The sequence below is a fragment of the Paenibacillus rhizosphaerae genome, from assembly GCF_014192015.1.
GTDB lineage: Bacteria > Bacillota > Bacilli > Paenibacillales > Paenibacillaceae > Paenibacillus_AQ > Paenibacillus_AQ rhizosphaerae.
Map to the genome: position 1 here is coordinate 320,861 of NZ_JACHXJ010000001.1, position 20,513 is coordinate 341,373.

The window sequence follows — 20,513 nt, forward strand, 5'->3', positions numbered from 1 at the left end:
CAATGTGTTGCCATCAGGAGAGGAGCGTGGCCCGCATGAAAGGCAGAATACATTCTATGGACACCTTCGGTACGGTGGACGGACCGGGCATCCGCTTCGTCCTGTTCATGCAGGGCTGCGCTCTGCAGTGCCAGTTTTGCCATAACCCCGATACGTGGGACACGAAGGGAGGACGCCAAGTTACCGTCGAGGAAATTCTTCGCGAAATCGAGCCCTACGTGCCTTACTACAAAAGTTCGGGCGGAGGCATCACGGTGACGGGGGGCGAACCGACGCTTCAGGCGCCCTTCGTGGCCCAGCTGTTCAAGGCCTGCAAGGAGCGGTTCGGCCTGCACACGGCGCTCGACAGCTCGGGTTTCTGCGAACCTTCTCATGCAGGCGAGCTGATGCGGTATACGGATTTGGTCCTGCTCGATCTGAAGCAGCTGAACAATGAGAAGCATGAGCGCCTGACCTCGCAGCCGAATGACCGGATCCTGAAGTTTGCGGCATGGCTGTCCGCCATGGGGAAGCCGGTATGGATCAGACATGTGCTGATTCCGGGCATCACCGATCAGGCAGGAGATCTGACGCTGCTGGGGGAATTTATCGGGCACCTTCGCAACGTGGAGAAAATCGAACTGCTGCCCTACCACCGGATGGGAGTATACAAATGGCAGCAGTTAGGCCACCCGTACCCGCTGGACGGCGTGCCTACGCCAACCGAACGCGAGGTGGAGCGGGCAAGAGAGCTGATCGAGGCGGCGCGAAGAGTCACGGCATCCCGGCCATAATAGCGGGAAGGGTGTCGGGAACAGGATGCGGCAGCCCTTAGGCCCCGGCCGTATCCGGATCGTTCGCCCGAATCCTTTCCGCCCTTCGTATCCATCCGAATCGGTCCGTATATTTCGTGAGCGCTGTATCGATCCGTTTATGGAGCTGCCCTAAGGGATTACCGAAATGGGGTGTGATTTTTCTCATGGGAAAGGGGGAGTTACCCCCATGAAAAATCAGTGCATCCCCCGATAGGTTCATTCATCCCGAAGGGTTATGATAAAGGCAAAGATGTGCGGAAGGGGAAATGAACGATGGGGCAGACCGTGACGGGGATACAGGCGAAGCATCGCAGGGAAGGCTTAGAGCCGCTGCTGTCGCAAGAGAGCTTCGAGAGGCTGGAGAGCATCATGTATAAGCGCAGCGTGGAAAAGGGCAGCTGCCTGTTCTGGGAAGGCGATCCGGCCGACAAGCTGTATTTCATCATCGAGGGCAGGGTCAGAACGACGAAGACCTCGGACAGCGGGCGCGCCTTGACACTGTACCTGCATCATGAGGGAGATCTGGTCGGGCAGATGGACCCTTTTCAGGATTCGGTGCACAGCTTCAGCGCCGAGATCATGGAGGATGCCAAGGTCGGGGTCATTCAGCGCAAGGACTTGGAGGCTCTGCTCTGGCAGCATGGCGATCTGGCCGTCGAGTTCATGAAATGGATGGGTCTGATGCATCGTTTGACGCAAACCAAATTCCGCGACCTGATGATGTTCGGCAAGACGGGCGCGCTCTGTTCGCTATTGATCCGGCTTGGGAATTCGTACGGAACGGAGCGGGAAGAAGGCATCTATATTGATTTGAGAATCAACAACTCCGAAATGGCCGACATGATCGGTGCCACGCGCGAAAGCGTGAACCGGATGCTGAGCGATTTGAAAAAGGAAGACGTGATCGAAACCGCGGACGGCCATATTATCATCAAGGACCTTCATTACCTGCGCGATATTTGCCATTGCGAAAACTGTCCGAAAGAAATATGCCGTATGTAAACCGGACCGAAGCGGGGAAGACCGGGCAGTTGCTGCCCGGTCTTCCTTTTGCTCGCGCAGCAGATATTTCGCACAGGATCAGGCGCAAAGTTAAACCAAGCTGGCCGGTTCGCGTAAAGGTGGCAACTCCCTGAGCGGGGAATCGGGGGATCCCCTTACATACAAACGGGCGGGCTTTTTATTAGAATAGAACAATAGGGAAAACAGGAAGATCGATGTTCATGAACGCACGACTCGATAGAGGGGGATATGCATGGAAAGGGCAGAGACAGGCGACGAATTCGACCGCCGGCTGGAATGGATTCGCTTGAAAAGCGGAAGTGATTTCATCGCCTACGCACAGCCGTCCGGCAGCTCGCGCAGAATGGGATGGGACCGCATTCTTGGCGGCAGTAATGTCCGGGTTCGGCAGATGGTGATCAAGCCCGGCGTTGGTTTGGGCGGTATGGTGCTGCGCCATGGCGCGGTATATACGGCTCACGAGGGCGAGAACCCGTTCATGCGTGAAGAATGTCCGGTCATGCTCGCCGAAAAGCTGCTCTCCGGCATGGCATTTCAGGTAACCACTGGCCATTCCACCGCGAGCAGCGGTATTCTATTGTTAGGAAGACGGGATGGCAGGGCATATGACAAGTCGGAGGCGGCATGGATCAAGTCCGCGTTATCCGGACGAAGCGCCAGTGAACCCTGCAAGAAATGATATGATTAGCTCATAGAAGCAAAAGGAGGACGCCATGATCAACATTATCATTGTGGACGACCATGCCATGGTCCGGTCCGGGCTGCGGATGCTGCTGAGCGCGGCGCCCGACATTGAGGTGGCGGCCGAAGCGTCCGAGGGGGACGAAGGCATCCGCATGGCCCTTGAGCATCAGCCAGACGTTGTCCTGATGGACTTAAGCATGCCTCACGGGAAGGACGGATTAACGGCGGCGACTGAGCTGAAGGAGCAGCTGCCGGACGTGGCGGTTCTGATTCTGACCATGCATGACGACGACGAATATTTGTTCCGCGCGATTCATGCCGGCGCCGCGGGCTATGTACTCAAGAGCGCTCCCCATGAAGAGCTGCTTACCGCGATCCGCACGGTCGCCAGGGGCGACGCCTATTTGTACCCGACGGCGACGAAGCGGCTGATGAACGAATATGTGGAACAGATGCGCAGGGGCGAAAGCACCGATCTGTTCGATGGCCTTTCGGAACGCGAGAAGGAGGTTTTGTCGCTGACGGCGATGGGCTATGCCAACAAAGAGATCGCCGAACAGCTCGTGATCAGCGTCAAGACTGTCGAGACGCATAAGAGCAATCTGATGGAGAAGCTGGGGCTGAAAACCCGGCCGGAGCTGATCAAATACGCCATGAAGAAGGGGCTGCTGCAATTTGAGTAAACAACCGGAACCCGGCAGGAAGGTCATCGCTGAGCATGTCGAGTCGCTCCTGTCCCAGCTCGATACGCAGCTCCCGGAATCCCGGTTCCGCACGGACTTGCGGGATTCGCTGAAACAGCTGGCGGACGTCAAATTCGCCCTGGACGAGTCTTCGATCGTGGCGGTAACCGACCGCCGGGGGAAGATTCAATACGTCAACGATAAATTTTGCGAAATCTCGAAATATGACCGCTCCGAGCTGTTGGGCCAGGACCACCGGATCATCAATTCGGGGACGCATTCCAAAGCGTTTATGCAAGATTTGTGGAGCACCATCTCCTCTGGACAGGTCTGGACCGGAGATATCCGGAACCGGGCCAAAGACGGGACTTATTATTGGGTGAACACGACGATTGTCCCGTTCATAGGGGAGGACGGGAAGCCGTATCAATATTTGGCCATCCGCAACGAAGTCACCCGCCTGAAAAAGGTGGAGGAAGAGCTGCAGGAGACGCTGGCCAAGGTCATGACCATTCAGGAAGAAGAGCGGCGCAAATTTTCGCGCGAGCTCCATGACGGCATCGGGCAGAGCTTATTTTCCCTGCTGATTCAGCTGGACCGGGCCATTGCCGCCCCTGAGCCTGAGAAAGAAGAGCTTCGCGGCATCCGCGAGCATGTCGCAGGGGTCATCGAGGAAGTCCGGGGGCTCGCCTGGGAACTGCGGCCGTCCGTTTTGGATGACCTCGGCATCGTCCCTGCGATCCGGACTTATATCGAAAACTATGCTTCCCATTACGGGATTAAGGTTGCGTTTGAATGCAATTTGCGCAAACGTCTGGATATCCAGAAAGAAACCGTGATCTATCGGGTGATCCAGGAGGCGCTGACCAATATCGCCAAGTATGCCGACGTTTCCGAGGCTGAGGTGGAGATCCGGGAGCTAGAAGAGAAGGTTGCCGTACGCATCAGCGACCATGGGGCTGGTTTTGAGCCGTCTCTGCAGACCCAAGGGGTGGGACGCTTTAGTATGGCGGAGCGGGCCCGGATTGCCGGCGGCCGTCTCCGGATCGACTCTGCACCGGGAAGCGGGACGACGGTCACGCTGACGCTGCCGAAATCAGCGGAGAAACTGTGAGAAAGCTCACTTCTTTTTTTCGGCCTAACCCGTAAGATGGGGGCAAGAAGGAGATGACAACGATGAGCGAAAAAGCATTCGTCATGATTAAACCCGACGGCGTCCGGCGGGGACTGGTCGGCGAAATCGTCAGCCGCTTTGAGAAAAAAGGACTCCGTCTGCTGCGCGGCGAGATCATGGAGATTTCCCTGGAAACGGCACGGGTGCATTACGGCCATCTTCAGGACAAGCCGTTCTTTGAAGAACTGGTCGACTACATTACGTCCGGGCCGGTTTTTGCCATGATCTTAGAGGGGGAGGAAGCGGTAGTTAACGCGCGTTCCCTCATCGGCCCGACCAATCCGGCAGAGGCGCCTCCCGGCACGATCCGCGGTGATTTCGGGCTGGCCGTCGAAGAGAATGTCATTCACGGTTCGGATTCGCCGGAGCATGCGCGCAGGGAAATCCGGTTATTTTTCGAAAAATAGCGTTAGAAAGTAACAACTGTAATAAAGATCACAGTTTCGACTTACGCTTTCGATTTATAATGAAACTGCAGGGGAAGTCATAAACAGAAATAGTGCTGGACTTAAGGGGCAAATTGCAGAATGCCGACTTCTCCCGTCCCACGATGTGAACTGTTTCACAACTCTGGACCTTTCGCATCATGACCCGGATGAGCAGTCCTATCACGAGAAGAGGTGAACGGTGATGACCGAGATCAATCGACTCCGCGACCTGACGACGTTTATGATCCACTGCTGCTATACCTGCCCGAAAGCCTACGAGTGCACGACTGAAGAGCAGTGCCTGGCCTGCTGGAAGGCGAAGCAAACCGGTGTAGAAGAGAAGCCGGATGCCGAAACGACGGAAGAGCTTTTGAAGGAATACGCACTTTAGGCTGAACATAGCGGGAAACGCCTAAAGAAATCTAAATTCGGTTTGCTTCAATTAGACTGAATATTTGTTATGGGTCGTCGTTTTCGGCGGCCTTTTTGTTGATATAAATTTTGCATGCCCGAATTGCCGCTCCTTCCGAAGCGGAATGTGGTGCGGAACAATATTTTTGTAAGCAGCGGGCCAATCACGGGAGAGGTTGGACAGAACATGGCACTGGGGACGTTCAAGAACGAACATCTCTGTCGGCACGCTGGCCGAACTGGTTCCGGTAGATACAACGGCAGGCGGCCTGCAGCTGAACCGGAATGCTGAGGCGCTCAGCCGGATTCCGGAGCTTAAAGGCATTCCATTTGGCGAGATGGGGCTTCAGGCATCCGGACTGCCTCCGGCGCAATCGGCTGTATCGGCAGCGACGGCGGCTTACGTCCGGGGCGACGAGCAGGCTGAAATTCAGATGAGCCTGAACGGCAACCGGCTGGTCTTGGTTCAGGATGAATCCGGGAAGTTACGTAAAGGAACGGATTACATGCTTGAAAGACCGACCCTTGTGATGCAGAAGGCTTATCTGGCGCAGCTTCCCAACGGGCCGCAGCCGCTCCGGCTGACCTTCAGCGCAGGAAACGACGCGTTTGTGACGTTAGACGTCCGTCCGCAGCCATGAGTCGCTTTAGGGAATGCGGGGGATAATCTGGTGAGCCCTTTTGTACATTCCCTGAAGTTTATCACGTTATGGAAAGCCCTCCATTTGGAGGGCTTTCGGCATGTTATCGGAAGACAGGTTTCCCGACAGGGGATCCGGAACGCCTGCGCTGGCGTTTATGATTGGCATGCCTGCCGTTTTGCGTGATCGACGAGCGTGATTTCCTTTTCGCAAATGAGCTTCGCGGGGAGGGAGCTTTTTTAAGCGGGACAACGGATGAAACTGCGTACTCGGATAAAACGGGGCGCTCTCCCACCGCATTAAAGTTTACCGGTTCGATCGAATATGCTTGCATCGTCCGGGCAACCTCAGGATTCGTAAACACCCGCAGCTCGCACTCCCGGATCTCCGTCCATTCGGACATGCCGCGCAGCATGTCATCCACGTATCCGGGATGGCACATGATCTCGGTAATCCCCTCAGGAGCAGAGCATACGTAATGCAGCAGCCGCTGCAGGCCCTCGCTATCGCCATAGGTATCAAGAAGGACCCGGTCTGTCATTTTCAGAGCAGGCGGTGGAAGTAGTGGATGTTCAATCTGCGATCTCCGGAGCGGGATCCGGTACCTGCACGCCAGCTCAGCCATCACTTGGTAGATCACAGGGTCGTCCTGATGCAGCAGCTGATGCGAATCCAGGTGCGTGGGAAAGAGGGAGGTCTCCAGGAACCGGTTCCACTGGGCATCCAGCTCGGCGGCAACATCGGAGGCGTTTCGGACGCGCCTGATTTTTCCGTCAAGAAATCGCCCGTCCTCTCTCACCAGGGAAGGAACGGCGGCCGGGTCCGACAAGGGACGTCCATATGTCAGGTTAAAATGCAGCTCGACGCCGAGACCGGGCAGGAGCGTGCTGCATACACAGCGTCCGCCAAACCGGGCATGTTGACCATCATCGAGGTGCTGGTGATACCACAGGCCCGGTATGCCTCAACAATGCCGCGGTTCACGGCAGGTGATAGGCCAAAATCGTCCGCATTGATAATGACTTGCCGGTTCATCGCAGCGCAATCCCTCCATCGTTCATAGAATCTGGCCATACATAACCCATGATACAGCTTAATGCCGCACGCAGGGGTTTGGAAACGTACGGTCGCCCGGCCGGGAAGGTTTTTCCCGGATCGTGACGGACCGCCGTAACCGGGCACATTTTTATACTTTTTTTAGATTTGGTTTAGAGGCGTTTTAGAGACGGGGGGTAAGATGGTGATTAGAGGGCCAGGGCGAGTCCGCTTCGAAGGCGGAAGGCAGCTGCCATCCCGGGACCCGGGCTTTCAAATTCACAAAACAATGGAGGATATGATGAGAAAAAAATGGTTGTCGGCAGGTGCGGTTGTCGGGTTGGGTGCAGTCATGCTGTTCGCGAGCGGGTATTCCGTCATGGCGAACACATCCGGATATGAAGCTTACAAATCAGCGTTTACGCATACGCAGGGTGCTGACAGCATGGCTTCCCATGTCGTATGGAGTTTGAGTGACAATGGTACGAAGATGCTGTCCGGTACGGCGGACATGAAGGTCAATCATGTCAAGCAGGCGATGAGCATGACGGCGGCGGTAGACGACGGTACACGGACACATACGATGCAGACCTATAGACAGGACGGTAAGATGATTCTAAAGAGCAGTGATTCGGAAGTATATCGGGTGATGGACCAGGTGCCTCAGTGGCAGCATGACGGTAAAGCGGCCCAAATGCCGCAGGCCGCAGAGCAAGTCATTGAAGCGTTGATGGGGAACATCAAGGATTTGGCGACGGTAGAGACGGGCAGCGACGGTACGAAGGAGGCGGAGCTCCATTTGTCGGGCAGCCAGATTCCGGCCGTTGTGAATGCCGTAGGCTCGCTCATCGCTTCCAAGGCCGGTAGTGCGGATGGCTGGAGTCACGGTGCGGCGGTTCAGGGACATCTGCCGGCCGGAAGTTCGGACTGGAAGGTGGATCTGCCGAAGCTGACGGAGGAGATCAAGGTGGAGCAGGTCGATTTGGATGCTAAAATCGGCAAAAACGACGCCCTGGCAAACCAATCGGCGGAAATCCGGGTTTCAGGGAAGGATGCGGCGGGAGCAGCGCATGTGCTTACCTTCCAGCTGAAAGCCGATTTCTCAGGGTATAACGCAACGACACCCGACCGGGTCGATCTCGCGGGTAAACAGACCGAGCAGGTTGAAAACCATGGGGATAGAAAAGGCTGGAAACATCACTAAGCAGGAAAGCGGCGGCCGGGCAGGAGAAGGTCCGGCCGCCCTTTGTGTAGAAGGAGGGATTGAACGCATGAACAGCGTACTTGAAGTGGAGGGCATTACCATGCTTTTTCGTAACAACCGCGGGGTCAAGGATGTGTCATTTACCGCCTCGGAGGGCGAAGTATTCGGGTTCATCGGGCCCAACGGCGCGGGCAAGACGACGGTGCTCAAAATCATAACGGGCTTAATCCGGCCGGATCGGGGAAACGTCCGGATCATGGGGCATGATATCGCGGAGCGTTTTGAAGAGGCCATCAGCCATACCGGGTGCATCATTGAGACCCCCGAAGCTTATGAATACATGAGCGCCCGGGATAATTTGAAGCTGTCGGCACGGTTTTACCGGGATCTGCCGGCGAGCCGGATTGACGAGGTATTGGAGAAGGTCGGTCTCAAGCCATACCGTCATGAACGGGTGTGCGGCTTTTCGCTGGGCATGAAGCAGCGGCTGGGGCTGGCGTCGGCGCTGCTGTCCGCTCCGCGGCTGGTTCTGCTCGACGAACCGACGAACGGGCTGGATATCGAAGGGATGGCCGATTTTCGCAGCACGGTCCGGCAGCTGGCAGACCAAGGCATTACCTTCCTCATTTCCAGTCACCTGATCCACGATCTGAGCTTGATTGCGGACCGCGTCGGCGTGATGCGTGAAGGTCATCTGATCAGCCTGGGAACGGAAGACGAATGGACCGGGGCAGGTCTGTCGCTGGAACAATACGTATCCTTTAAATTGCTGGAGTCCAAGGAGGGGGAGCGCAATGCACAGCTTATACGCCAATCTGCTGAATGAAACGGAGAAGCTCTGGCGGCAGCGCCGGACGAAGGGATTCCTGCTGTTGGCCCTGATCCTCCCGGTCGTTACCGTGCTGCTGTCCAGCCTTCTGAAGATGAGGGCGGGCATGCTGTTTGGACTGGAGGGGAGCCTTCCGGTGGCCATGCTTCACTTGTTCACCTTTGCGATCATTCCGCTATACATGGCGGCCACGGCGGCCCATTCGTTTTCCGGGGAGGTGGCGGCCCGCACGATGAAGCTGGTTCTGCTGCGGCCCGTTACGCGTGCCCGGGCGTACGCGTCTAAAGTGATCGCCATCGCGGTGTTTGCTGCCATTTGCCTTGGCGTGCTCTGGATCGCCTCAACCGTATCGGCGTGGGCGGTCGGGGGACCGGCAGGCGGCATGCCGGACAGCCTGAAGGCTTACGCCGCTTCCTTTGTGCCGATGATGGCCATCGGGCTGGTATGCGTATTCATTGCCCAGCTGTTTTCGTCCGGGACCAGCGCCTTAATGGCCATCGTGCTGATCTACGCCGCTGCCAAAGCGCTGCCTTTGCTGCTGCCGCAGTGGTCTGCCTGGTCCGTCTTTTCGTACACCCGGTGGGATGTGCTGTGGACCGGCAGCGGGGCACCGGCGGGCACGCTGCTCAATACGTTTCTCCTGCAGCTGTCTTATATTATAATGGCTTATGCGGCGGGACTCATGATGTTCGCGAGAAAACAGCTCTAAGGAGATTGGCCCATGTCCATCAAAACAAGACTTTTGCTTTCTTATATAGCGATGACCTTCATCCCGGTCGTCCTGTTCGCTGTGATTGCCGGAGGGCTGTATACCGTATTGTTCAAAAACATCGGGGAAGGCCGTGAAACCCCTGCCATTTGGGAAACGGCAAGCCTCCGCGGCGAAATGACCGCCGGCCTCAAATTTATGATCCAGACCGAACCTGACCGGTTCGCCGATCCCGATTTTGTGGCCAAAGCGGACGAACAGCTGACCCGATTGGATGCGGGGATCGTCGTTACGGAGGACGGCCGGATCACGTATACCTCGGATCTGCTCCGCGGCGTTGATGTGGAGAAGGAAATCCAGAAGTGGCAGCCGGCAATGTCCTGGCACCGCTGGGGAGCGAAAGGAAGCGGCCGGTTCTCCGTGGAGAAATTCGACGTGGCCTTCAGCGGCCAGCATACGGGAGCGGTTTATGTCTTGACGGATATGAGCGCATTTTTTGCGGAAGCCAAAAAGTTTTTCCCGCTGATGTTGTTATCCCTGCTTCTGGTCATCGGGTTGACCAACGGAATTTTGACCTTTCTGGTCTCCCGCAGCCTGATCAAGCCGCTGTATGCGTTAAAGCATGCCGCAGAGCAGATCAAGGACGGGGACCTGAGCCACGAAATCGCGCTGAAGCGCAAGGATGAGATTGGGGAACTGGGAGAAGCGTTTGAGGAAATGCGGAGCCGCCTGAACGAATCGATCCGCCTTCAGCTGCAGTACGAGGATAACCGCAAGGAGCTGATTGCGAGTATATCCCACGACCTGAAGACGCCGATTACCGGCATCAAGGCTTGCGTGGAAGGCATTCAGGACGGGATTGCCGATACCGACGCGATGCGGGATAAGTATATGGGTATGATCGCGAAAAAGACGGAAGATATGGACCGGCTGATCGAAGAACTGCTGCTGTTCTCGAAGCTGGATCTCAAGAAGCTGCCTTTTTATCTGGAGCCGACCGATCTGAAGGGATATGTTGCGGATTGCGTTCAGGATCTGCGGCTCGATCCCCGGATGTCCGGCGTGAGGATCGCGTGTGAACTGCCGGGAACCGGGCACGTTCAGGTGATGGCGGACCGGGAGAAGCTGCGGAGAGTGATCATGAATATAATCGACAACAGCCTGAAGTATTTGGATAAGGCGGACAAGGAACTGTCCGTAAACCTGAGCGATGGGCCGGATGAGGCCGTGATCATGATCAAGGATAACGGCTCCGGGATTGATGAAGCGGCGCTGCCTCATATTTTCGACCGTTTCTACCGCGCCGAGCCGTCGCGAAATACCGATACCGGCGGGAGCGGCCTCGGGCTTGCGATCGTTAAGCAGATGATTGAGGGACAGGGAGGCAGGGTCTGGGCGGAGAGCCGGACCGGCGAAGGAACGGGCATTTATTTTGCGTTGCCAAAGACAAGGGATGGCGGTGAGCGGGCGTGAGGCGCATTTTGATCATTGAGGATGAACAGGTCATTGCAGAAGTGGAAAAGGATTATTTGGAGGCGGGCGGCTATGCCGTCGACGTCGCGGCAAGCGGGGATACAGGCCTGAAGAAGGCGCTGGAAGAGGAGTACGATTTGATCATCCTCGATCTGATGCTGCCGAAGGTGGACGGTTTTGAAATCTGCCGCCAGGTCCGCGAGGCGAGGAACATTCCGATCCTGATGGTGACCGCCCGCAAGGAGGACATCGATAAAATCCGGGGCCTAGGCCTTGGTGCGGACGATTATATTACCAAGCCCTTCAGCGTCGGGGAACTTGTGGCACGCGTTAAAGCGCATTTGTCCCGCTATGACCGGCTGACGTCGGAGCACCGGCGGGAGCCGAAGAGCGAGCTGCGCCTGCGGGGAATCCGGATCGACCAGCTGTCCCGCAAGGTGTTCGTGAACGAACAGGAGGTGCTGCTGACCTCTAAAGAGTATGACCTGCTGCTGTTCCTGTGCACACACCCGAACCGGGTGTTCAGCAAGGACGACCTGTTCGAACGGATTTGGGGACTGGATTCTTTGGGCGATAACGCCACCGTCACAGTGTATATCAGCAAATTAAGGGAGAAAATCGAAGCGAACCCCTCCAAGCCGCAATATATCGAGACGATTTGGGGCGTGGGTTATCGCTTTAATATATAGATGAGATGCGTTTGATCCTATGAAGCGTTTTGGGAAGGCCTTTACTGTCGGTAAAGGTCTTTTTGCGTTTTCGGCACGTTGAGGCTGAGTGTGTTTTTATACTTTTTTTAGATTCGGTTTAGAGCCGGTTTAGAAACGGGATCTATGCTGAAGAAGGAGGTGAATCGGATGAAAAAAATGACGGTGAAGCAGCGGAAATGGCTGCTGACCCTGCATTTGCTGTTTTCGGCGGTCATGCTGGGCACGGCTGTTATTTTCCTGTTCTTGAGCATTACGGCGGCCGTCACGGAGGATGAGGGCGTATTCCGCGCCTGCTACAGCATCATGCATATGCTGTCCGAAAAGACGGTACGCGTGTCCACGATCGCAACACTCGTAACCGGCATCATGCTGTCGGTCTGGACGCCATGGGGATTGTTAAAATATTACTGGATCATCGTCAAGGAAATCCTGACGCTGCTTCTGGTCATCCTCGGGCCCGTCGGCATGTATTACTGGACGCTGCAAGCGGTCCAATACGTCTCTGAGCCGGGAGTGCAGGGCATCCTCAGTCCGGAATTCACGGTGAACAATGTACAGCTGTGGATCGGGATCATTCTGCAGATCGTTTCACTGGCAGGGGTATTTGTCGTTTCGGTCTTCAAACCGTGGGGAGCAAGGCGGGGCGGAGCACGGCCCAGCCTTAAATGATCGAAGGGAGCGTTAATCATGGGGAGCAGTAACGAAAAGCAGGGGAAAATTGAAGCAAACGGAATCGGCTCGGATTCGAAGCTTGGGCAGCAGTTCAGTATAGGGGTTACAGGCAGTGCACCGCTGTCGATTCGAATACGAACCGTAAGGTGGGTCTATGGATTGTTGGCGGCGGGTTACCTTGCCTGCATTGTTGTGCAGGTGTTTTTCGCCGGCCTCGGCATTTTGGTGGATCCTGGTGATTTGCAGTTGCATCGAGTCTTTGCAAATGTATTTGAATTCGTCCCGGTCGTGATGTTTCTGCTGTCCTTCTTAGGAAACATCCGGGGAGGTTTCAGGTGGTGGCCGCTCGCGCTGTTTGCCCTGACCGCGCTGCAGCACATCACCATTCAGAATATGACAGGATCGCTCCGCGCACTTCATGCGGTGGATGCGCTGCTGCTGTTCGGGTTGTCGGTGCATTTGGCTAGACGTTCCTGGCCTTGGCTGCTGGGTACGAACCAAGCTGGGAAGGCCAGGGCGTCAGGGTCCGGAGAGATGACAAGCTAGCCGTATGTGATGTTTTGTGACGTGGAAAAAAATATTAAGCGCTTGCATGAACTTTGTATTTACAAAATCGCGAATCCCTTGTTAGAATAAATAACAAATCAGCTTGTTCTTTCGGCTTATAGGTCGTCCGATGCCGCCCATCGAACATCCCTATGGGCTCGGCAGGAGAAGCGAGGAGACGGGGGATGCGTCCATTGTACGATAAAGACACGATCTACATCGTCGGTGATGCACAGACCTCGGTGAATAATCCGATAACCCAGCAGTACAGCGCCTTTTTTATCGGACTGGTCGTGGACACCGTCAGCCACAAAATCGTGGATGCCGCCTGTTCCTCCACGATTCCTCTTACATCGCAGTTTGTGCGCTCCATCTTTCTCGGGAAGAGCATGCTCTCCCTTGAGCCGGTGGCGGAAGAGATCCGGACGAGGTATTACGGCTCTTCGCAGAAGGCGATCATCGTGGCGTTCAAGGATGCGCAGAAGAAGTACAAATCGGCGCTTTCGTCGAGGGAAGCTGCGCCGGATTCCTGAGCAGCAGCGATTCGGAACGATGTGAAGCGGTGTTTTACCGTGTTTCACCAATTGCATACCGCTGCTTTGTTTATCAGTATGGGAACATACGCGTAAATAAAACCCAGCAAATGACATATGCCGCCCGGGCAGCGCAGGCATATGACGTTTGCCGGGTTTTTTTCATAATATCAGAAAGTATAAACTCCAGAGCCATAGCTTCCTGATATTGCAAGAAACATTACCTTTAAACGCGGTCTGTCTTCTTTGAAGGTACGTCGATAGACGTTTTTCTTATACCCAAATATGACAATCGGAGGGACTTGAAGATGAAAATGTACATATCCATTGATATGGAGGGCATTACGGGTCTGGTGGACGCGACATTCGTCGATTCCAGCCGCTACAACTACACCCGGGGCCAGCATATCATGACGGCCGAGGCGAATCACGTCATCGAAACCGCGTTTGAAGAAGGGTTCAGCGAGGTGATCGTCAACGACAGCCACTCGAAAATGAACAATCTGATCATCGAAAATCTCCACCCGGACAGCAAACTGATTTCCGGTGACGTCAAGCCGTTCTCGATGATGCAGGGGCTTGACGGAAGCTTTGCGGGAGCCGTCTTTCTCGGTTATCACGCGATGGCGGCCCGAAAGGGCGTTCTCAGCCATACGATGATTTTCGGCGTCCGGAACATGTATATCAATGACGTCGCTGTAGGTGAATTGGGATTTAACGCCTACGTGGCGGGACATTACGGCGTGCCGGTTCTGATGGTGGCCGGGGACGACGAGACGGCAATCGAGGCCGAAAGTCTGCTGCCCGGCGTGACGACGGCGATCGTCAAAGAGCGTATTTCCCGCACGTCGGCACTGTGCCTGTCGCCGGAGAAGAGCGGACGGCTGCTCAGGCAGAAGATGGCCGAGGCAATTGCCGGGCGCGACCGCGTCAAGCCGCTCGTTCCGCCGGAACGCCCGCGGCTGACGATCGAATTCGCGAATTACGGGCAGGCGGAATGGGCCCATCTGATGCCGGGCACCTCGATCGAACAAGGATCGCCTGTCGTGTCGTTTGAGGCGAAAGATATTCTTGAAGCGTACCAAGCCATGCTGGTCATGACCGAGCTGGCCATGCGGACGTCCTTCTGCTGATGAAGGCGGCCTGTTTTCCGTAAGTCCGCTGTCAGGTTTATTCGAGGAAAACGTGTCCGAGAGAGATTGCATAATATGCCGAGTAAAGAGAGGGTGAGATTCATGGCGCAATACATTTTGAAGCGTTTCTTATCCATGCTGGTCACGCTGTGGCTGATCGTCACGGTCACCTTTTTCCTGATGCACTCGATTCCCGGCTCTCCGTTTGACCGCGACGGGAAGGAAGCAAGCGCAGCGGTCGTGCAGAATATGATGTCGTTCTACCATCTGGACAAGCCGCTGGGCGTCCAATATTTGCTGTACCTCAAGTCGCTGCTGACCTTCGATCTCGGGCCATCGATATCCCATTATCCGACATCGGTGAACACGATGATCGACCGCGGATTTCCGGTATCCTTCCAGCTCGGCGCGGCGGCCATTCTGCTGGCGATTGCAGCCGGCACTGCACTGGGTACGGTGGCCGCCCTGAAGCAGAACGGCATTATCGACTATATCGCCATGGTGCTGGCCGTCATCGGCATCGCGGTGCCAAGCTTCGTTATCGCTCCGCTCCTGATCAAGTATGTCGCCGTCAAATGGGGGCTGCTGCCGGTCGCTTCGTGGGGAACGTGGAAGCATGTCGTGCTTCCGGCCTTCGCTCTTTCGGTCGGCCCCATCGCCACGATCGCGCGTCTCACCAGGGCCAATCTGATTGAGGTGCTTACTCAGGACTACATGGAGACGGCACGCTCTAAAGGGCTGTCGCCGGCAAGAATGATCGTCAAGCATGCGCTGCGCAATGCGGTGCTGCCCGTGGTGACGCTGCTCGGCGCGCTGCTGGCCAACGTGCTGACGGGGAGCTTCGTCATCGAGAAAATATTCGCGATCCCCGGCATGGGGAAATACTTCGTGGACGGCATCAACAACCGGGATTACGCCGTTATCATGGGCACGACGGTTTTTTACAGCGCGCTCCTCATCTTCATGATGTTTATCGTGGATATTGTGTACGGGTTCATCGATCCCCGTATCAAGCTGCACAGAAAGGGGGCCTGACGCATGCAGGTACCGGACCATTTGTTTACCCCGATGTACAGAACGGCCGGAGAACAGGAGCGGATCGTCAGGCCGCGCCAATCGTTATGGCAGCAGGCCGTCCGCGGCCTGCTCCGCAATAAGCTGGCCTGCTGCGGACTCGTCCTGATCGTGCTGCTGGCGCTGCTGGCCGTGTTCGGCCCGCTCCTGACGGATCAGAGCTACTCCGGACAGAACTTGCTGAGCGCGAACCAGCCTCCGTCCGGCGGGCATTGGTTTGGAACGGATGATCTCGGGCGCGACGTATTCGCCCGGATTTTGTACGGCTCACGCATCTCGCTTACGGTCGGATTGGCCGCCGCCCTGATCGATTTTTGCATCGGTATTATTTACGGCGGCATCGCCGGATATTTCGGCGGGCGCGTCGATAACGCCATGATGCGGTTCGTGGATATGCTGTATGGCATACCTTATCTGCTCGTGGTCATTCTGTTGATGGTCGTGATGGGCCCCGGGCTGCTGACCATTATATTAGCTTTGACAGCGACAGGGTGGATCGGGATGGCGCGGATCGTCCGCGGGCAGGTGCTTCAGCTGAAATCGTCGGAGTACGTCCTGGCTGCCAAGACCTTGGGAGCCGGGTCGTGGTACATCATCCGCAGGCACATGCTTCCCAACGCCGTCGGGGTCATCATCGTGCAGGTGACGTTTTCCGTGCCGTCGGCTATTTTCGCCGAAGCCTTTCTCAGCTTCCTCGGTCTCGGCATCCAGCCGCCGCTCGCGAGCTGGGGAACAATGGCGAACGATGCCCTGCCGACCATTCTGTCCGGCAATTGGTGGCGGCTGTTCTTCCCGGCCTTCTTCATTTCGGTGACGATGCTCGCCTTCAACCTGCTGGGGGACGGACTCTTGAACGCCTTTAATCCAAAGCAAAGGAGGTAACGGAAGATGAATAACGACGCGCTGCTCGAAGTGGACAATTTGCATGTTTCGTTCTCCACCTACGGGGGGGAGGTGAAGGCTGTCAGAGGCGTCAGCCTCCGCCTGCACCGGGGAGAGACGCTGGCGATCGTCGGCGAATCCGGCTGCGGCAAAAGCGTCACCGCCCGCAGCATCATGCGGCTCCTGCCCAAGAACAACTCGCGGATCACGGAGGGCAGCATCCGGTTTAACGGACGCGAGCTGACGCGTTTGAGCGAAAAGCAGATGCGCGACGTGCGCGGCTCGGACATCGCGATTATCTTCCAGGACGCGATGACCGCGCTGAACCCGACGATGACGATCGGGGAGCAGCTGATGGAGGGCGTCATCCGCCACCAGCGCCTGTCCCGCACGGAGGCGAGGAAGCGGGCGGTCGAGATGCTGCAGTTCGTGGGTATCCGCGATCCGGAGCTTCGGCTGAAGCAGCATCTGCATCAGTTCAGCGGAGGCATGAGGCAGCGGATCATGATCGCGATGGCGGCAATCTGCCGTCCCGCCGTCCTGATCGCGGACGAACCGACGACCGCGCTGGACGTCACGATCCAGACGCAGATTCTGGAGCTGTTCCGCATGCTGCAGCGCACGACCGAGGCTTCGCTGATCATGATTACGCACGACCTCGGCGTCGTAGCCAGCATCGCCGACAGCGTCAATGTCATGTATGCGGGGCAGGTCGTGGAATCCGCGCCTGTCAAGGAGCTGTTCCGGAATCCGCAGCATCCGTATACGCGGGGGCTGCTCGATTCCATCCCGCGCCTGGACCGGCCAAGAGGAGCGAAGCTCGACGCGATCCCGGGCACGCCGCCGGACCTGTTCGCGCCTCCGAAAGGGTGTGCGTTTGCCGCCCGTTGCCCCCACGCGATGGAGGTATGCGGCCTGTTCCCGCCGGAAAGCGTGGAGCTGGACGGGGAGCACACCGTAGCTTGCTGGCTGCAGGACGCCCGGGCCAGAACGATGCCGCAGCGAGGGCCGGCGGAGGCCGAAACCGCATCGGCGGGCCAGGGTTAAGGCAGGAGAGCAATGTTTTGATTGGATCATTTTGCGGGAACAGGATCCTGCTTCAGGTTTGCTATGCAAGCCCCGGGACTTGACCATAGATCAGCGTCTTGAATAACGCAAGCTCAGGAATAACAAATAGCTTGTATTTACAGCAACCAACCAATTCGGGATTAAGGGAGAGGGTCTCATGGAAAAGGCTGTCGTGAACAAGACTGTGAAAAGAAGGCTAATGCTGGCGCTGCTGATGTGTATGCTGCTCAGCCTGCTGCTGGCCGCATGCGGTGGCGGAACCGAAGGAGCAAGCGGCGGTGGAGGAGATACCGGAAGTAAAATCCTCCTGTACAACAACGTCCGTGAGCCCACTTCGCTCGATCCGCCGATCGGATTCGATCAGGTTTCCTATGACATTTTGAATAATGCGATGGAGGGAATGACGCGTCTCGGCAAGGACCAATCTCCGGAGCCGGCCATGGCGTCCGAATGGAAGGTTTCCGAAGACGGACTCAAGTACACGTTCACGCTGCGCGACGGCGTGCAGTGGAGTAATGGCGAGCCGGTAAAGGCGAGCGACTTTGAGTTTGCCTGGAAAAGAATGCTCGATCCGAAAACCGCGTCTTCGGCCGCGACATTGGCCTATGTGTTCAAAGGAGCGGAGGCTTTTAACTCCGGCAAAGGGACAGCGGACGACGTGCAGATCAAAGCCGCTGACGACAAGACGCTGGAAGTGACGCTGGCCCAGCCGGCCCCCTGGCTGCTGAGCATGCTGGCAAATCCGGCCTTTTTCCCGGTGCCGCAAAAGACCGTCGAGTCCAATCCGAACTGGACGGCGGAAGCCGATACGTTCGTCAGCAACGGCCCGTTCCGCATCTCCCAGTGGAATCACGATTCCGAGCTCAAAATGGTGAAGAATGATAAGTATTGGGACGCGGCAAATGTGAAGCTGGACGGCGTCACGTTCAAAATGATCAACGATTCCAACACGGAATACCAGCTGTACCAAAGCGGCGAGCTGCACATTGCCGGCGTTCCCGCCGATATGAGCGACCAGCTGTTCTCGGAAGGCAAAGTGAACGTTCAGGATTCGGCAGGCACGTATTTTTACCGCTTCAATACGACGATGAAGCCGTTTGACAACGCCAAAATCCGCAAAGCCTTTGCGCTCGCGGTGGATCGTCAGAAAATCGTAGACCTGGTGGTCAAGCAGAAGCAAAAGCCGGCCGGCGGTCTCGTATCCTACGGACTCAAGGAGCCGGACGGACGTGATTTCCGCGAGGTGGGCGGCGACCTGATGACGTTTGACGCGGTGCAGGCCAAGAGCCTGCTTGCGGAAGGCATGAAGGAAGCGGGATACAGCACGCTGCCGGAAGTGACGCTGACTTACAATACGAACGATTTGCATCAGAAAATCGCCGAAACGCTGCAGGCCATGTTCAAGGAAAACCTGGGTGTCGACGTCAAGCTCGCAGGCAAAGAAGGCAAAGTCCTCACCGCGGAGCAAAAGCAGCTTCAGCTGCAGTTCTCCCGGTCGTCCTGGCTGCCGGATTTCGCCGATCCGATCAACTTCCTGGATATTTTCCAAAGCAAAAGTCCGAACAACCGTACAGGATGGAGCAATGCCCAATACGACAAGCTGATTCAGGCCGCCTACCAAGAAACGGACGAGGCGAAGCGCTATGACCTGATGCACCAGGCTGAAAAAATACTGATGGACGAGGCGCCGATCATGCCGATGTATTTCTATGATTCCGCTTATCTGCAAAGCGACAAGCTCGTCGACGTGGTCCGCCATCCATACGGATACATGGACTTTAAGTGGGCTGATCTGAAATGAGAAGGCTGAGACCGTTCATGCATGCTGCAGGTTCGGGTATAGAAGGGGCGCAGGCCGGTGCCGGGAGAAGTCCAATCCGGCCGGCCCGGTTGAAGCCGGGAGACACGGTGGCCATCACCGCCCCGGCGAGCCGTGGGGACACGGAGGCGATCCGCCGGTCGGCCGAAGTGTTTGAAGAGCTTGGCCTGAAGGTCCGGTTTGGTGAATCGCTGAACCGCGGCCACGGCTACCTCGCCGGAACCGATGCGGAGCGTGCCGCCGAGCTGAACGCCCTGTTTGCGGATCCCGGCATTCAGGCCATCGTTTGCGCCCGGGGAGGGTACGGCACGGCCAGGATCGCGGAGAAGCTCGATTACGATCAGATCCGCCGGCATCCCAAAATTTTATGGGGGTACAGTGACATCACCTTCCTGCATGCCGCCATCTGGAAGATGACCGGATTGATCACAGTGCATGGGCCGATGATGATCTGTCTTGGGGACAAGGACGTGCACCCGTTGACCCGGCAGAGCTTCGCCCAGCTGGTCCGGCCCGAGCCGTTCCGCTACACCGGGGACATCACCCCGCTGCATACCTTGGTGGAGGGCAAGGCCAAAGGCCCGCTCGTGGGGGGCAACCTGACTTTGCTGACGAGTACGCTCGGAACGCCGTTTGAGATCGATACCAGGGGCTGTCTCCTGTTTATCGAGGACATCGGCGAGGAGCCGTACCGGATCGACCGGATGCTGAATCAGCTGCGGATGGCGGGCAAGCTGGAGCAGGCGGCCGGCATCCTGGTGGGCGACTTCCGCGATTGCGAGCCGGTCAAGCGTCCGGTCTCCTTCACCTTGGAGGAGGTCATCCGGCATTATGTGACCGAAGCGGGCAGACCTTCCCTGATGGGTTTCGGGATCGGGCACGGCTCTCCCAACGTCGCGGTTCCGCACGGGATGGAAGCCGAGCTGAGCACGGCTGACAAAAAGGTGGAAGCGCTGGAGTCAGCCATTATATAGAGGAGGCAACCGGC

General features: G+C 56.7%; 24 protein-coding genes. 22 read left to right on the plus strand and 2 right to left on the minus strand.

The window, feature by feature from the left end:
* Positions 1-35: 35 nt before the first annotated feature.
* The 8 genes from pflA (at position 36) to FHS19_RS01305 (ending at position 5,838) form a co-directional block, all read left to right on the plus strand.
* Positions 36-773 (plus strand): pyruvate formate-lyase-activating protein, encoded by a 738-nt coding sequence (pflA, locus tag FHS19_RS01270; protein ID WP_183577535.1) that lies wholly within the window; start codon positions 36-38, stop codon positions 771-773.
* Positions 774-1,067: 294 nt separating this feature from the next.
* Positions 1,068-1,796, plus strand: a complete 729-nt coding sequence (locus FHS19_RS01275; protein WP_183577538.1) for a Crp/Fnr family transcriptional regulator — start codon at positions 1,068-1,070, stop codon at positions 1,794-1,796.
* A 253-nt stretch (positions 1,797-2,049) separates the two neighbouring features.
* Positions 2,050-2,496, plus strand: coding sequence for a hypothetical protein (locus FHS19_RS01280; protein ID WP_183577541.1), 447 nt, complete (start codon positions 2,050-2,052; stop codon positions 2,494-2,496).
* Positions 2,497-2,530: 34 nt separating this feature from the next.
* On the plus strand, positions 2,531-3,184 hold the full coding sequence (locus FHS19_RS01285) for a response regulator transcription factor (RefSeq protein WP_183577542.1): 654 nt from the start codon (positions 2,531-2,533) through the stop codon (positions 3,182-3,184).
* Entirely contained in the window at positions 3,177-4,298 is a 1,122-nt protein-coding gene (locus FHS19_RS01290) for a sensor histidine kinase (RefSeq protein WP_183577543.1), read from the plus strand. The genes FHS19_RS01285 and FHS19_RS01290 overlap by 8 nt, the downstream gene beginning before the upstream one ends.
* Before the next feature lie 62 nt (positions 4,299-4,360).
* Positions 4,361-4,765, plus strand: coding sequence for a nucleoside-diphosphate kinase (gene ndk / locus FHS19_RS01295; RefSeq protein WP_183577544.1), 405 nt, complete (start codon positions 4,361-4,363; stop codon positions 4,763-4,765).
* Positions 4,766-4,988: 223 nt separating this feature from the next.
* Positions 4,989-5,177 carry a hypothetical protein gene (locus tag FHS19_RS01300; protein WP_183577545.1) on the plus strand — a complete coding sequence of 63 codons (189 nt, stop codon included), beginning with the start codon at positions 4,989-4,991 and terminating at the stop codon, positions 5,175-5,177.
* A gap of 196 nt (positions 5,178-5,373) precedes the next feature.
* Positions 5,374-5,838, plus strand: coding sequence for a X2-like carbohydrate binding domain-containing protein (locus tag FHS19_RS01305; RefSeq protein ID WP_183577546.1), 465 nt, complete (start codon positions 5,374-5,376; stop codon positions 5,836-5,838).
* 103 nt (positions 5,839-5,941) lie between these two features.
* Here FHS19_RS01305 and FHS19_RS01310 read toward each other — a convergent pair whose 3' ends face one another.
* The gene (locus tag FHS19_RS01310) at positions 5,942-6,667 is read right to left on the minus strand and encodes a carbohydrate deacetylase (RefSeq protein WP_183577547.1); all 726 of its coding nucleotides are present in this window, start codon (positions 6,665-6,667) and stop codon (positions 5,942-5,944) included.
* Positions 6,668-6,681: 14 nt separating this feature from the next.
* Positions 6,682-6,873 carry a ChbG/HpnK family deacetylase gene (locus FHS19_RS35225; RefSeq protein ID WP_183577549.1) on the minus strand — a complete coding sequence of 64 codons (192 nt, stop codon included), beginning with the start codon at positions 6,871-6,873 and terminating at the stop codon, positions 6,682-6,684.
* Positions 6,874-7,171: 298 nt separating this feature from the next.
* On the opposite strand from FHS19_RS35225, the gene FHS19_RS01320 reads away from it, so the two are divergent.
* The 14 genes from FHS19_RS01320 to FHS19_RS01385 all read left to right on the plus strand — a co-directional run bounded on the left by FHS19_RS01320 (position 7,172) and on the right by FHS19_RS01385 (position 20,499).
* Entirely contained in the window at positions 7,172-8,077 is a 906-nt protein-coding gene (locus tag FHS19_RS01320; RefSeq protein WP_183577551.1) for a hypothetical protein, read from the plus strand.
* 67 nt (positions 8,078-8,144) lie between these two features.
* Positions 8,145-8,903: an ABC transporter ATP-binding protein gene (locus FHS19_RS01325; RefSeq protein WP_183577553.1), complete on the plus strand. Its 759-nt coding sequence runs from the start codon at positions 8,145-8,147 to the stop codon at positions 8,901-8,903.
* Entirely contained in the window at positions 8,872-9,615 is a 744-nt protein-coding gene (locus tag FHS19_RS01330) for an ABC transporter permease (protein WP_183577555.1), read from the plus strand. The genes FHS19_RS01325 and FHS19_RS01330 overlap by 32 nt, the downstream gene beginning before the upstream one ends.
* A gap of 12 nt (positions 9,616-9,627) precedes the next feature.
* Positions 9,628-11,088: a sensor histidine kinase gene (locus FHS19_RS01335; RefSeq protein WP_183577557.1), complete on the plus strand. Its 1,461-nt coding sequence runs from the start codon at positions 9,628-9,630 to the stop codon at positions 11,086-11,088.
* Complete coding sequence (locus FHS19_RS01340; protein WP_183577559.1) at positions 11,085-11,777, plus strand: response regulator transcription factor; 693 nt, start codon at positions 11,085-11,087, stop codon at positions 11,775-11,777. Before FHS19_RS01335 ends, FHS19_RS01340 begins: the two co-directional genes overlap by 4 nt.
* 168 nt (positions 11,778-11,945) lie before the next feature.
* Positions 11,946-12,467, plus strand: a complete 522-nt coding sequence (locus FHS19_RS01345; protein ID WP_183577561.1) for a DUF2269 family protein — start codon at positions 11,946-11,948, stop codon at positions 12,465-12,467.
* A gap of 18 nt (positions 12,468-12,485) precedes the next feature.
* The gene (locus FHS19_RS01350; protein ID WP_183577564.1) at positions 12,486-13,016 is read left to right on the plus strand and encodes a DUF6220 domain-containing protein; all 531 of its coding nucleotides are present in this window, start codon (positions 12,486-12,488) and stop codon (positions 13,014-13,016) included.
* A 194-nt stretch (positions 13,017-13,210) separates the two neighbouring features.
* Complete coding sequence (locus tag FHS19_RS01355) at positions 13,211-13,549, plus strand: DUF3870 domain-containing protein (protein ID WP_183581320.1); 339 nt, start codon at positions 13,211-13,213, stop codon at positions 13,547-13,549.
* A 308-nt stretch (positions 13,550-13,857) separates the two neighbouring features.
* Positions 13,858-14,682 (plus strand): D-aminopeptidase DppA, encoded by an 825-nt coding sequence (gene dppA / locus FHS19_RS01360; RefSeq protein ID WP_183577567.1) that lies wholly within the window; start codon positions 13,858-13,860, stop codon positions 14,680-14,682.
* Positions 14,683-14,784: 102 nt separating this feature from the next.
* A complete protein-coding gene (locus FHS19_RS01365; protein ID WP_183577570.1) occupies positions 14,785-15,717 on the plus strand; it encodes an ABC transporter permease in 933 nt (310 codons plus the stop codon).
* A 3-nt stretch (positions 15,718-15,720) separates the two neighbouring features.
* The gene (locus tag FHS19_RS01370; RefSeq protein ID WP_183577572.1) at positions 15,721-16,638 is read left to right on the plus strand and encodes an ABC transporter permease; all 918 of its coding nucleotides are present in this window, start codon (positions 15,721-15,723) and stop codon (positions 16,636-16,638) included.
* 6 nt (positions 16,639-16,644) lie between these two features.
* Positions 16,645-17,685, plus strand: coding sequence for an ABC transporter ATP-binding protein (locus FHS19_RS01375; RefSeq protein ID WP_183577574.1), 1,041 nt, complete (start codon positions 16,645-16,647; stop codon positions 17,683-17,685).
* A 220-nt stretch (positions 17,686-17,905) separates the two neighbouring features.
* On the plus strand, positions 17,906-19,507 hold the full coding sequence (locus tag FHS19_RS01380; protein ID WP_376771829.1) for a peptide ABC transporter substrate-binding protein: 1,602 nt from the start codon (positions 17,906-17,908) through the stop codon (positions 19,505-19,507).
* 17 nt (positions 19,508-19,524) lie between these two features.
* Positions 19,525-20,499 carry a S66 peptidase family protein gene (locus FHS19_RS01385; protein WP_183581322.1) on the plus strand — a complete coding sequence of 325 codons (975 nt, stop codon included), beginning with the start codon at positions 19,525-19,527 and terminating at the stop codon, positions 20,497-20,499.
* Positions 20,500-20,513 lie beyond the last annotated feature (14 nt).